Here is a 13140-nt window from a genome sequence, read left to right as displayed (position 1 = left end):
ATGATCGTTCTCGAAGGAGTCAACAAGTGGTACGGCCAGGGGGCGAGCAGGTATCACGCGCTGGTCGATGTCAGCGAGCGCGTGGAAAAGAATGAAGTGGTGGTCGTCTGCGGGCCTTCCGGCTCCGGCAAGTCGACGCTGATCCGTACCCTCAACCGGTTGGAAGAGATCGACGGCGGCCGCATCAGCATCGATGGCGTTGAGGTCCACGCCAAGGGTACGGACGTCAACGCCTTGCGCGCGGGCATCGGCTTCGTATTCCAGCATTTCAATCTGTTCCCGCATCTCACGGCGCTGGAAAACTGCACCTTGGCCCCGGTGAGCCTGAAGCGCGCCACGCCGAAGGAGGCCCGCGAATTTGCGATGGGCTTGCTCGAACAGGTGGGGCTGGCGCACAAGGCGGATGCCTTTCCGAACGCGCTTTCGGGCGGACAGCAGCAGCGCGTGGCGATCGCGCGCAGCCTGGCGATGCGTCCGCCGGTGATGCTGTTCGACGAGCCGACCAGCGCGCTCGACCCGGAAATGGTGGGCGAGGTGCTCGGAGTGATGCGTTCGCTGGCGCAGCAGGGCATGACCATGGTCTGCGTGACCCACGAGATGGGGTTTGCGCGCGAGGTGGCCGACCGGATCCTGTTCATGAGCGAAGGGCGCATCCTCGAGCGCGCCACGCCCGAAGAATTCTTTACCAACCCGCAGCACCCGCGCGCGCAGCAATTCCTGGCCGACCGCCGGCGCGACTGAGCGTTGGCCCCGTGCGTGGCGGGCCGCGAGGCCTGGTCAGTCGGTCACGATCAACCAGGGCAGGTAGGCAATCCCGTGCTGTAACGTGCCGACCAGCGAGGCCACGTGTTCGCTGCTCTCGCTGAAAGCCAGCAGCACGTCGGAAACCTCGGCCGCACCGCTGTCGAGGGCCTGGGTCCAGAACGCGGCGCCGGCCGCATCCGGCGTGCGGTCCAGGATGTTCGTGTAGAACTTCGCGACGATGTCGGCATGCGAGGGCGCGGCGCCGTACAGGCTGCGGAACTCGGCGGACGCGACAAACGCGTCGGCGACGGCCTTCAGGCTGGCACCTGCGTCGAGCTGGTGGATCCAGAAACCGATGCCGGTCTGGTCGGGCGTGCGGTCCAGGGACGCCTTGTACAGGCGGTAGGCCTGGCCGGCATTGCCGTCGACGTCCAGGGCGATATAACGCTCGACCCGCTGCGCGTCGAGGTAGCCGAGGCGCTCGACATCGATCAGGACGTCCACGTTCGGACTGGTGCCGTCCATGGTCATCACGTTCCATTCGTGCGGCTTGCCCGTCGTGTGAGACAGCAGGTAGAGGTCCTGGCCGATCACATAGGTATCGCGCCCCGCGCCGCCGTCGATGCGGTTGCCGCCGATTGCGTGGCGGATGATATCGTTCCCGCCCGCGGCGAAAATCTCTTCGCCGTAGCCCCCGGCGGCGATGGTCTGCGCGCTATCCGTGCCGAGCACGACGACCTTGTTGGCGATGCCGAACTGGTGATCGGCGCTGGCGTCCGCATAGTCGACGAACAGGCGCACCGCGGCAGGCGCGTCGGCACCCAGCGTCAGGGTGGGACCGGTGGCGCCCGGCACGGTGGTCCATGCCCCGTTCCGGCCCATCACCTCCCATGCGTAGTGGATGGTCTCGATGCCGTTCGGATCGCTGACCTCCGCGCGCAGCACCGCGTTCGGGGTGACGCTGCCGATGATGCCGGCCTTGCCGGGCATGTCGAGGGGGATCGGGCGGTCGCCGCTGACGACCGTTGTCAGGCGCCCGCTTGCGTCGGTATAGCTGCCATGCAGCCTGACCGGCTGGCCCGCGAAGCGCGCTTCGAGGATGAACTCGCTGCCGAATGCGCCGGCGATCGGCTTGTCGCCCACGAACCACTGGTAACTCATCGGGCCGCGGCCGTCTTCGTCCCGGATCCCGTCGATCGCCACATATTTGGTGTCGCCGCCTGCGGCTTCGGTGGTGAAGAACAGCACGCCGGTGGGCTGGTCGTTGATGCCGGCCACAAGCTTGGTGTTGCTGGCGGCGATCTTGCCGACAGGTTCGCTCCCGCTGACGGGGAAGACGGCTGTCACCGAGATTTGCTTGCCGATGTCGGCGTCGTCCGGCGTGTAGCTGTTGACCGTGCCGGTGTTGACGATCCGGTCGCCGATCTTCCATTCGTAGGTTACGCCGCGCAGGTCCTCGGCCTTGATACCGGTCCAGACCGCGACAAGGGCGCGTTCTTCATAAGCGTAGGTGCTGCGGAGCAGGGTGCCGCCACCCTGGATGTTCAGAACGCCTGGTACCGATGTCATGACGGGCCGCCTGGAATGTGTTTGATGGACTGGACGATTCTAGGTGTCGTGTTTCGGCAGCTGCAATGGTGAATTTGTACGGATATGTAGAACTATGTAATCTCCTTGTCCTCGGGCAGGGCGTCGGGGGTCTCTGGCGGATAGAGGATCCGCGTCCCGTCGACCCGCGCGAAGGGCGTGAGCGTGTGCGGCCTCGGTTTACCCTTGTTGATGATGTGTTCGACCGGTACGCCGCGCACCGCCAGCGCGTCCGCCACCATAGAGCGGTGGCAGCGCCACGGCACCGCCTCCGCGCACATCAGGGCGCAGCGCAGCCCGGCCGCCATCTGCGCCACCTCGTCGACGTGCGCGTTGAATTCGCCGGTCTGCATGTGGTCGGCATAGCCGCGGAAGGACGCGTTGCGCCAGGCGCCGTTGGGCGTGTCCTTGTGCGGCTTGCGCAGGCCGCCCAGCTCGCGGATGTACGCATAGCCGATGCCGGCCTGCGCCAGCGATGCCGGCAGTTGGTCTTGCGCGAACTGCGGGTTGTGGCGCGACTTGGGGACGGTCCTGATATCGAGCACCCGTTCGATGCCGTGCTCGCGCAGCAGGTCCAGGAATTCTTCGATCGGCCGGTTCGAGTGGCCGATCGTGTAGACCGGTTCCATGTTGTTCTCGCGTCGTCGTTGCTGATGGGGCCATTGTCGCGCAGCAGGGGCGGCGGCGGCGCATGGATGGGCGCCCAGGTATGGTAGGGTAGCGCTGTTTCAGTCAACCACGATGGAGGAGACAGGGATGATCTACGAGGGAAGCTGCCACTGCGGCGCAGTGGCATTCGAGGCGGAAGGGGAAATCGACGGGGCGCTGGCCTGCAACTGCTCGATCTGCAGGAGAAGGGGTTCGCTGCTGTGGTTCATCCCGCGCGAGGGGCTGCGCCTGAAGACGCCGGAGGATGCGGCCAGTACCTACACCTTCAACAAGCACGTGATCAAGCACCGCTTCTGCCCAACTTGCGGCATCCATCCCTACGGAGAAGGCATCGACTCGAAGGGCAACGCGATGGCGGCGGTGAACCTGCGCTGCCTGGAGAATGTGGATCTCGACAGCATTCCCGTGCACCACTATAACGGCCGGGGAAGCTGAGCGCCGGCCCCCGTTTTCAGAACTGCTCGTCCGGCCGCAGGTAGCGCCACTGCCCCTGCGGCAGGTCGCCCAGTTTCACCTTGCCGATGCGCACGCGCTTCAGGCCGATCACCTTCAGGCCCACCATGTCGCACATGCGGCGGATCTGGCGCTTGCGGCCTTCCTTCAGCGTAAAGCTGAGCTGATCCTCGTTCTGCCAGCGCACCTTGGCCGGCAGCAGCGGCTTGCCGTCCATCCACAGGCCGTGGTTGAGCTTGCGCAGGTCCGCCTCGGGCAAGGTGCCAGGCCTGGTGTACTGCACGCGCACCAGGTATTCCTTCTCGATGTCCGTGCGTTCGCCGATCAGCTGCTTGGCGATGCGGCCGTCCTGGGTCAGCACCAGCAAACCCACCGAATCGATGTCGAGGCGCCCCGCCGGCACCAGGCTGCGCAGCTGGGTCGGGTGGAACTGTTCCGGCGAGGGGTCGTCAGGCCAGCGGTTCTCCGGCTTGACCAGGACGACGGCCGGCTGGTAGCCGTCCTCGGCCTGGCCGCTGACGTAGCCTACCGGCTTGTTGACCAGGACCGTGACGCGCTTGGACTGCTCGGCGGCGGCCTGGCGCTCGACGGTGATCTTCTGGTGCGGCAGCACCTTGCTGCCCAGCTCCGAGACGACCTTGCCATCCACGCGCACCCAGCCTTTGGCGATCCAGTCGTCGGCTTCGCGGCGCGAGGACAGGCCAAGTTCGGACATGCGTTTGGAGAGGCGGACAGGTTCGGTCATCGGAAAACAATCAGGGTAGAAGAGGTTGGATCTCGGCTTCAGATCTTGAGCGCATCCAGCAGGTCGGTCTCGAGCTGCAGCTGGGTGCGTGGATTGCCGAGGGCAGCGCCGTCGATCAGGAACACGTCCTCGACGCGTTCGCCCAGGGTCATGATCTTAGCGGTGTGCAGGTTGATGCGGTAGCGCGTGAGCACGTTGGCGACCGCATACAACAGGCCGGGGCGGTCGTTGGCCGCCACCGACAGCACGTAGAACTGGCCGCGCTCGTCCGGCCTGAGCTCGACGGTCGGGGTCACCGGGAAGGTCCGCGACAGGCGCGACAGGCGCCCGTGCGTGGGCGGCGGCAGGGCTTCCTGCGAGGCCAGCTGGAGGCCCAGGTCGTGCTCGATCAGGCTGATGATGTCGCGGTAGCTGCCGGCGAAGTTTTCCTCGGTGACGAGGAAGGAGTCGAGTGCGTAACCGTGGCGCGTGGTGTGGATCTTGGCGTCGAGGATGCTGAAGTTCTTGCGTTCGAAGAAGCCGCAGATGCGCGCGAACAGGTCTGGCTGGTCCTGCACGTACACCGCCACCTGCAGGCCTTCGCCGATCGGCGCCAGGCGCGCCTTGACCACCGGGCGCGGGCTGTCGGTCTTGTCGTGCAGGGCGCGCGTCTGCCACGCGATGTCCGAGGCGTCGTGGCGCAGGAAGTAGGCGACGTCGAGCTGCTGCCACAGCGCCTCGTGCGCCGTGGCGCTCAGGCCGTACAGGCGCAGCGTGGCCAGCGCTTCCTTCTGGCGCGCGCGCAGTTCGCGGTCGGCGCTGTGCGGCTCGCCGCCCAGCACGCGCAGGGTTACCTTGTACAGGTCTTCCAGCAGCTTGGCCTTCCAGGCGTTCCACACCTTCGGGCTGGTGCCGCGGATGTCGGCCACGGTGAGCAGGTACAACGCGGTCAGGTGGCGCTCGTCCTTCACCTGTGCGGCAAAGGCCTGGACCACGTCCGGGTCCGACAGGTCCTGTTTCTGCGCCACCGTCGACATGCTCAGGTGCTGCTGCACCAGGAATACGACCAGTTCGGTGTCCTCGCTTGATAAGCCGTGGCTGCGGCAGAAATCCTGGGCGTCCTGCATGCCCAGCTCGGAGTGGTCGCCGCCGCGGCCCTTGGCGATGTCATGGAACAGGGCCGCGACATACAGCAGCCAGCGATCGCGGAAATTCGCGATCAGCTGGCTGCCGAAAGGGTATTCGTGGGCGTGTTCCGGCATCGTGAAACGGCGCAGGTTGCGCACTACCATCATGATGTGCTGGTCCACCGTGTAGACGTGGAACAGGTCGTGCTGCATCTGGCCGATGATGCTGCGGAAGGCCGGCAGGTAGCGCCCCAGGACGCCCATGTCGTTCATGCGCCGCAGCGCGTGCACCAGGCCGCTCGGCGCTTTCAGGATGCGCAGGAACAGGGCGCGGTTGACCGGGTCGGCGCGAAACGCCTCGTCGATGACGTGGCGCGCATGCCAGAGCGCGCGGATGCTGCGTGCGGTCATTCCCTTGATGTCGGGCCGCTCGGTCATCGCCACGAACACGCCCAGCACGGTCGACGGGAAGCGCTCGAAGCTATCGTCCTGCGCGATGTCGATGAAGCCGTTGACTTCGTTGAAATGCTCATTGAAGTCGCCGCCGATCGGGCTGGATGCCGCCGGACGCGGGAACAGCTGGGCCTCGATATTCTGCAGCATGATGGTGTTCATCTGGGTGACCACCTTGGCCGCCCAGTAGTAGCGCTGCATCAGGAATTCGCTGGCGCGGCGCCCGTCGACGTTTTCCAGCCCGAAGGTCCTGGCGATCGCGGTCTGGACGTCGAACACCAGGCGGTCTTCGCGCCGGTTCGCATGCAGGTGCAGGCGCACGCGGATGTCCTTGAACGCGTATTCCTTCTCCATCAGCTGGCGCGCCTCGGCCCGGGTGATCAGCTTGGCGCGCGCCATCTGGCTCCACGACCCGGCCAGGCCGGCGGCCTTGGCCACCCACAGGATCACCTGCAGGTCGCGCAGCGCGCCCGGGCTTTCCTTGACGTTCGGCTCGAGCGCGAAGGCCGTGTACTCGTACTTGGCGTGGCGCAGCCGCATCTCGGCGGTCTTGGCCTGGAAAAAGGCTTGCGGGTCGAGGGCGGCGCGGTGGCGCCGGCGCAGTTCGTCGAAGAGCTGGGCGTCGCCGCTGACCAGCCGCGCTTCCAGCAGGCTGGTTTGCACGGTGATGTCGGCGCCGGATTCGACCAGGCATTCGTCCACGGTGCGGATGCTGTGTCCGATCTCCAGGCCCAGGTCCCAGAACAGCTGCACCAGCCCTTCCAGTTTCGCCTGGGTGATGGCGTCGGCCGGCTGCCCGAGCAGGATCAGGAGGTCGACGTCGGAATAGGGGAAGAGTTCGCCGCGGCCGTAGCCGCCCACCCCCACCAGCGCCGTGCTGGCCGGCAGCCCGGCCGCGCGCCAGGCCTCAAGCAGGACGCCGTCCACGCAGGTGCGCAGGCCGCGCAGCAGCTTCTCCGGCTTGCCGTCCTGGTGGAAGGCGTCGATCAGGGCTTGGCGCTCGGCCTTGAGCCGCCCGCGCAAGCTGGCGCGCGAGCTGTCGAGAAGCGCGGGCTGGCCCATGTCGATCTCTCCGTTCAGGCGGGGACGGCGGCGCCCTGGGTCAGCAGCGGCAGCACGATGGCGGGCGGCGGCGGGCTGCCGGCCGACATGGTCAGCACGTCGACGCCGGTCTCGGTGACGAGCACGGTGTGCTCCCACTGCGCCGACAGGCTGCGGTCCTTGGTCTTGATGGTCCAGCCGTCCGGCATCTCGCGGATCTCGCGGCGGCCGGCGTTGATCATTGGTTCGATCGTGAAGATCATGCCGGGGACCAGCTCTTCGCCGGTGCCCGGGCGCCCGTAGTGCAGCACCTGCGGCTCCTCGTGGAACACGCGGCCCACGCCGTGGCCGCAGAACTCGCGCACCACGCTGTAGCCATGCTTCTCGGCGTGCTGCTGGATCGCATGGCCGATGTCGCCCAGGCGGTTGCCCGGCTTGACCTTGGCGATGCCCAGCCACATGCACTCGAAGGTGACCTCCGACAGGCGCTTGGCCAGGATCGTGGGCTCGCCCACCAGGAACATGCGGCTGTTGTCGCCGTGGAATCCTTCCTGGGTGATCGGGGTGATGTCGATGTTCAGCGCATCGCCGCTCTTGAGCACGCGATCGCCCGGGATGCCGTGGCAGATGACGTCGTTGATCGAGGCGCAGATCGAGCCGGGGAAGGGCGGGTAGCCCGGCGGGGCGTAGTTCAGCGTGGCCGGCACGGTGCCTTGCACATTGATCATGTAGTCTTTGGCCAGGCGGTCCAGTTCGCCGGTGGTGACGCCGGGCTTCACGAAGGGCGTGATGTAGTCGAGCACTTCCGAGCCGAGCCGGCAGGCGACGCGCATGCCTTCGATTTCTTCCGGGGTCTTGGGGATGGAGGCCATAGAGTCGTATCCTGCAAATAAATTGGCCCGGGAGCCGGGCGATATTGCGTCATTATAAGTGATGGATGATGGCCGTAGGGTGGTCGGCTCCGCCGACCGCGCGTTCAAACAGTGCCAGAAATGCGGTAAGGTCCAATCATGTTGTCGTTGAACGCGCGGCCGGCAAAGCGTAGTCCAGTCCACTGGACTGGACTACCCCTACAGAACCCTTGAAACATACGCCAAATCCCGCTAGAATCTCGGGTTGCTCGTATTCGCATCGAGCAATGTTGTTATATTTATCTTTTAATTGAAATCGCGAACGTCGCCGCAAAAGGGTGCCTCCAGGAGAGGTGACTGGCAACGTTCAAGACCCAACCCTGGAGAATTACATGTCCGTTACTATGCGTGAAATGCTGGAAGCCGGTATCCACTTCGGCCACCAGACCCGTTTCTGGAACCCGAAAATGGCGCCGTTCATCTTCGGTCATCGCAACAAGATCCACATCATCAACCTGGAAAAGACCATGGCGATGTACCAGGATGCGATGAAGACCATCAAGCAGATCTCGGCCAACCGCGGCACCATCCTGATGGTCGGCACCAAGCGCCAGGCCCGCGACATCATCGCCGCCGAAGCAGCGCGCGCAGGCGTGCCGTACGTCGACCAGCGCTGGCTGGGCGGCATGCTGACCAACTTCAAGACCATCAAGACCTCGATCAAGCGCCTGAAGGACATGGAAGCGCAGATCGAATCGGGTGAAGTCGAGAAGCTGTCGAAGAAAGAAGCGCTGATGTTCTCGCGCGAACTGGACAAGCTGCAGAAGTCGATCGGCGGCATCAAGGACCTGGGCGGCGTGCCTGACGCGATCTTCGTCGTCGACGTCGGCTACCACAAGGGCGCCATCACCGAAGCCGGCAAGCTGGGCATCCCGGTCATCGGCGTGGTCGATACCAACCACTCGCCGGAAGGCGTCACCCACGTGATCCCGGGTAACGACGACTCGTCGAAGGCGATCACCCTGTACGCACGCGGCGTCGCCGATGCGATCCTGGAAGGCCGCGCCAACGCCACCAACGAAGTCGTTGAAATGGTCAAGGCTGCCGGCGCCGACGAGTTCGTCGAAGTTTCCGAGCAGGCATAATGCCGGGCAGGTCGATCCTGCCTGAGTAGCGAAGGGGCGCCGAGCCATAGCACGAGCGCCCCTTTTTTCAAGCACGACGCTTGGCAAGAAAATATCATGCGGGTGTCCACGGGACATCCGCGTTTTACATCAAACAATTGGGAGAATTCAACATGGCAGCTATTACTGCAGCGATGGTTGGTGAACTGCGCGCGAAGACCGACGCGCCAATGATGGAATGCAAGAAGGCACTGACCGAAGCCGAAGGCGACATGGGTCGTGCCGAAGAGATCCTGCGCGTCAAGCTGGGTGGCAAGGCATCGAAGGCAGCATCGCGCATCACCGCTGAAGGCGTGGTCGCTGCTTACATCTCCGGCAACGTCGGCGCGCTGGTTGAAATCAACAGCGAAACCGACTTCGTCGCCAAGAACGACGACTTCCTGGCCATGGCCAACCTGGCGGCCCGCCTGGTCGCCGAGAACAACCCGGCCGACGTTGCCGCCCTGGCAGCCCTGCCGCACGAAGGCAAGACCTTCGACGACGTGCGTACGGCACTGATCGGTAAAATCGGCGAGAATATGAGCGTTCGCCGCTTCCAGCGCTTCGACACCACCGCCAAGCTGGCTTCGTACCTGCACGGCGCCCGTATCGGCGTCATGGTCGAGTTCGAAGGTGACGACCAGGTCGGCAAGGACGTGGCCATGCACATCGCCGCGATGAAGCCGGTCTCGCTGTCGGCAGAGCAAGTGCCTGCTGAACTGATCGAGAAAGAGCGTTCGGTTGCCCAGCTGAAAGCCCAGGAAGACGCCGACAAGGCCGCCGCCGAAGGCAAGCAGCCGCAGTCGGCCGAGATCGTCGCCAAGCGTATCGACGGTTCGGTACAGAAGTACCTGAAGGAAGTGTCGCTGCTGAACCAGGCGTTCGTGAAGAACGACAAGCAGTCGATCGAGCAGATGCTGAAGGCCTCGAACGCCAGCGTGAAGGGCTTCGTCATGTATGTCGTCGGCGAAGGCATCGAGAAGAAGGTGGACGACTTCGCAGCAGAAGTCGCAGCCCAGATGGCTGCCAACAAGCAGTAATCGACAAAGCGGGCCGTAAGGCCCGTTTTTGTAGGGTGGTGCCGCGCGCGTCGGTAGGTGCGCAGCGGCGGGGGCGCGCCGCGAGCGGCGGCCCGCACCGCCCGCCAGCCATCTGTTCGCTGCAGATGAGACCGCCGCCCGGCGGCGGTCGGACCCGAATTCGAAACACAACATAGGAGCCGCTTCATCATGACCAAACCAGCCTACCAACGAGTCCTCCTCAAACTGTCTGGCGAAGCGCTGATGGGTGACGACCAGTTCGGCATCAACCGCGTCACCATCGACCGCATGGTGGCCGACGTGGCGGAAGTGGCGAAGCTGGGCGTGCAGGTGGCGATCGTGATTGGCGGCGGCAACATCTTCCGCGGCGTTGCGCCCGGCGCCCAGGGCATGGACCGCGCCACTGCGGACTACATGGGCATGCTGGCCACCGTCATGAACGCCCTGGCCCTGGCCGATTCGATGCGCCACGTGGGCATCACCGCGCGCGTGATGTCGGCCATCAGCATCGAGCAGGTGGTCGAGCCCTACGTGCGTCCGAAGGCGCTGCAGTACCTGGAAGAGGGCAAGGTCGTCGTGTTCGCCGCCGGTACCGGCAACCCCTTCTTCACCACCGACACCGCCGCCGCGCTGCGCGGCGCCGAGATCTCGGCCGAGATCGTCCTGAAGGCCACCAAGGTCGACGGCGTCTACACCGCCGACCCCAAGAAGGACCCGACCGCCACCCGCTACAATTCGATCACCTTCGACGAGGCGATCGCCAAGAACCTGCAGGTGATGGACGCCACCGCGTTCGCCCTGTGCCGTGACCAGAAGCTGCCGATCAAGGTCTTCTCCATCACCAAGCCCGGCGCCATGAAAGCCGTGATCATGGGCGAAGACGAGGGTACACTGGTACACGTTTGAATCCCGTTTCGGAATCTCGCGATTCCCGTCTCGGGAGTCGCGCATCAACATCAACAAGAACAGGAGTGCAGCATGTCCTTAGCTGACGTCAAGAAGAACGCGCAGGAGCGCATGACCAAGTCCATCGAAACCTTGCGCGCCAACCTGGCCAAGGTCCGTACCGGCCGCGCCCACGCCGGCATCCTCGATTCCGTCATGGTCGAATACTACGGCTCGCCGGTGCCGCTGTCGCAGGTCGCCAACCTGACCCTGATCGACGCCCGCACCATCGGCGTGGCCCCGTTCGAGAAGAAAATGGCAGGCACCATCGAAAAGGCGATCCGCGACTCCGACCTGGGCCTGAACCCGTCGTCGCAGGGCGACACCATCCGCGTGCCGACCCCGCCGCTGACCGAGGAGCGCCGCAAGGAAATGGTCAAGCTGACCAAGTCGGAAGGTGAAGACGCCAAGATCGCCGTGCGCAACATCCGCCGCGACGCCAACGAAGCCGTCAAGAAAATGGTCAAGGACAAGACCGCGTCGGAAGACGACGAGCGCCGCTCGAGCGACGAGATCCAGAAGCTGACCGACAAGTTTGTTGCCGAGATCGACAAGCTGCTGGCGGACAAAGAAAAAGACATCATGACCGTGTAAGACCGGGCCCATGCAGGTGCGCTATGCGCACCAGGCCCAGGCGGACCGGCCCCGGCATTAAAAATGCTGCGGCCGGTCCGACTCCCTTTAAGACCGGCTGCCGCGCCACACCGGACGCGCCAGCCCTGCTGGAAGCAACGATGTTCAAAAGTTCGACCACTGCCATTCCCGAAGCGCCTGCCGTGCCGCGCCATATTGCCATCATCATGGATGGCAATGGCCGCTGGGCCACGAAGCGCCTGCTGCCGCGCGTGGCCGGCCACGTCAAGGGCGTGGAGGCGGTGCGCGGCGTCGTCGAGGCCTGCGTCGAGCGCGGCGTCGAGTACCTGACGCTGTTTGCCTTTTCGTCCGAAAACTGGCGCCGCCCGGCCGAGGAAGTCTCGCTCCTGATGCGCCTGTTCGTCACCGCGCTCGAGCGCGAGGTGGCGAAAATGCATGCCAATAACATCCGCCTGAAAGTCGTAGGCGACCTCAGCCGCTTCGATGCGAAGCTGCAGGAAATGATCATGGCGGCCGAGCGCCGCACCGCCAACAACACCCGCCTCACGGTCAGCGTGTGCGCCAACTACGGCGGCCGCTGGGATATCATGCAGGCAACGAGCAAGATGGTGGCCGCCAACCCCGGGGTGAGCGAGTTCACCGAAGAGATGCTGGCGCAGCACCTGGCAATGGCCTACGCGCCCGAGCCCGACCTGTTCATCCGCACCGGCGGCGAGGAGCGCATCTCGAACTTCCTGCTGTGGCAACTGGCGTATTCCGAGCTGTACTTTACCAAGACCTTCTGGCCGGACTTTTCCAAGGCCTCGCTGGACGAAGCGATCGGCTCCTTCCAGCAGCGCGAGCGGCGCTTCGGCCAGACCGGCGACCAGGTTGCGCAGAAGACCAAGGCCTGAGAGGCGCTGACAAGATAATGCTGAAAACCCGGATCCTTACCGCGCTCGCACTGCTGGCCATCCTGCTGCCGGTCCTGTACTCCAACAACTATACGGCGTTCGCGGTAGTGGCTTCGGTGTTCTTCGGCGCCGCGATCTGGGAGTGTTTCCGCCTGTTCAATCCCGGCACCGGCAAGGCGACCCTGATCGCCGCCTTCTGGACGGCGGCCTTCGTCTACGCCTTCTTCATCTCCCCCAGCCCCAACCCCACGTTCTGGTTCGCCATCAGCGTGCTGGTTTGGGCGCTGCGCTTCGCGCCTTCGCTCAAGCTCGGGCTGCCGCCGCTGAACAGCACCGGCAATACCTTCCTGAGCCTGGTCTACGCGATTGCCGTGGTCGGCTGCTTCGCAGCCATCGTGGAAATGTACCGGCACTCGCCGCTGTACCTGCTGTCCGTGATGGCCATCGTCTGGACCGCCGACGTGTTCGCGTACTTCTCCGGCAAGGCCTTCGGCAAGCGCAAGCTGGCGCCGTCGATCTCGCCGGGCAAATCGTGGGAAGGAGCGATCGGTGGCTGCATCGCCGTGCTGGTGCTGGGCACGCTCATCATCGTGTTCGCCAGCGACACACTGGCGGACACCTTCCCGGTGCGCGTGCAGGCCAGCCTTGGCTGGGCCGCACTGTACCTGGTCCTCATCCTCATCGTCGCGGCCAGCGTGGTCGGCGACCTGTTCGAATCCCAGCTCAAGCGCCGCGCCGGCATGAAGGACAGCAGCAACCTGCTGCCCGGCCATGGCGGGGTGCTGGACCGCGTGGACGCACTCGTCCCGGTCCTGCCGCTGGCGGCCCTGATCGGCGCCCGGCTCTAGCAAAGCAC

The 13140-nt window shown here is 64.8% G+C and carries 13 protein-coding genes; 8 read left to right on the top strand and 5 right to left on the bottom strand.

The genetic code is table 11. From position 1 onward, the window contains the following. The gene (locus AC56KL_RS00370; RefSeq protein WP_497178177.1) at window positions 1–741 is read left to right on the top strand and encodes an amino acid ABC transporter ATP-binding protein; all 741 of its coding nucleotides are present in this window, start codon (window positions 1–3) and stop codon (window positions 739–741) included. A 36-nt stretch (window positions 742–777) separates the two neighbouring features. Here AC56KL_RS00370 and AC56KL_RS00365 read toward each other — a convergent pair whose 3' ends face one another. Then, complete coding sequence (locus AC56KL_RS00365; protein WP_497178176.1) at window positions 778–2313, bottom strand: DUF4214 domain-containing protein; 1536 nt, start codon at window positions 2311–2313, stop codon at window positions 778–780. Window positions 2314–2405: 92 nt separating this feature from the next. After that, window positions 2406–2960, bottom strand: a complete 555-nt coding sequence (locus AC56KL_RS00360) for a DUF488 domain-containing protein (protein WP_497178175.1) — start codon at window positions 2958–2960, stop codon at window positions 2406–2408. Between the two features lie 127 nt (window positions 2961–3087). On the opposite strand from AC56KL_RS00360, the gene AC56KL_RS00355 reads away from it, so the two are divergent. After that, a complete protein-coding gene (locus AC56KL_RS00355; protein WP_497178174.1) occupies window positions 3088–3435 on the top strand; it encodes a GFA family protein in 348 nt (115 codons plus the stop codon). Between the two features lie 16 nt (window positions 3436–3451). On the opposite strand, the gene AC56KL_RS00350 is transcribed toward AC56KL_RS00355, so the two are convergent. From AC56KL_RS00350 to map, 3 genes are read right to left on the bottom strand one after another with little or no spacing between them, the layout of a single operon-like run. Then, complete coding sequence (locus AC56KL_RS00350; protein ID WP_497178173.1) at window positions 3452–4198, bottom strand: pseudouridine synthase; 747 nt, start codon at window positions 4196–4198, stop codon at window positions 3452–3454. A gap of 38 nt (window positions 4199–4236) precedes the next feature. Then, window positions 4237–6819: a [protein-PII] uridylyltransferase gene (locus AC56KL_RS00345; RefSeq protein WP_497178172.1), complete on the bottom strand. Its 2583-nt coding sequence runs from the start codon at window positions 6817–6819 to the stop codon at window positions 4237–4239. Between the two features lie 14 nt (window positions 6820–6833). Then, window positions 6834–7670: a type I methionyl aminopeptidase gene (gene map / locus AC56KL_RS00340; RefSeq protein WP_497178171.1), complete on the bottom strand. Its 837-nt coding sequence runs from the start codon at window positions 7668–7670 to the stop codon at window positions 6834–6836. 371 nt (window positions 7671–8041) lie between these two features. Between map and rpsB the strand changes: the two genes are divergently transcribed. From rpsB to AC56KL_RS00310, 6 genes are all read left to right on the top strand, one after another. Further along, window positions 8042–8794 (top strand): 30S ribosomal protein S2, encoded by a 753-nt coding sequence (gene rpsB / locus AC56KL_RS00335; RefSeq protein WP_497178170.1) that lies wholly within the window; start codon window positions 8042–8044, stop codon window positions 8792–8794. Window positions 8795–8946: 152 nt separating this feature from the next. Then, window positions 8947–9852 (top strand): translation elongation factor Ts, encoded by a 906-nt coding sequence (gene tsf / locus AC56KL_RS00330; RefSeq protein ID WP_497178169.1) that lies wholly within the window; start codon window positions 8947–8949, stop codon window positions 9850–9852. A 189-nt stretch (window positions 9853–10041) separates the two neighbouring features. Then, window positions 10042–10758: a UMP kinase gene (pyrH, locus tag AC56KL_RS00325; protein WP_497178168.1), complete on the top strand. Its 717-nt coding sequence runs from the start codon at window positions 10042–10044 to the stop codon at window positions 10756–10758. A 72-nt stretch (window positions 10759–10830) separates the two neighbouring features. Continuing rightward, window positions 10831–11391, top strand: a complete 561-nt coding sequence (gene frr / locus AC56KL_RS00320) for a ribosome recycling factor (protein ID WP_497178167.1) — start codon at window positions 10831–10833, stop codon at window positions 11389–11391. A gap of 140 nt (window positions 11392–11531) precedes the next feature. After that, window positions 11532–12284, top strand: coding sequence for a polyprenyl diphosphate synthase (gene uppS / locus AC56KL_RS00315; RefSeq protein WP_497178166.1), 753 nt, complete (start codon window positions 11532–11534; stop codon window positions 12282–12284). Between the two features lie 17 nt (window positions 12285–12301). After that, window positions 12302–13132: a phosphatidate cytidylyltransferase gene (locus AC56KL_RS00310; RefSeq protein WP_497178165.1), complete on the top strand. Its 831-nt coding sequence runs from the start codon at window positions 12302–12304 to the stop codon at window positions 13130–13132. The last annotated feature ends 8 nt before the right edge of the window (window positions 13133–13140 follow it).

The organism is Telluria sp. ZB4P34 (assembly GCF_059686055.1).
This window is presented reverse-complemented; position numbering and strand designations above follow the sequence as displayed.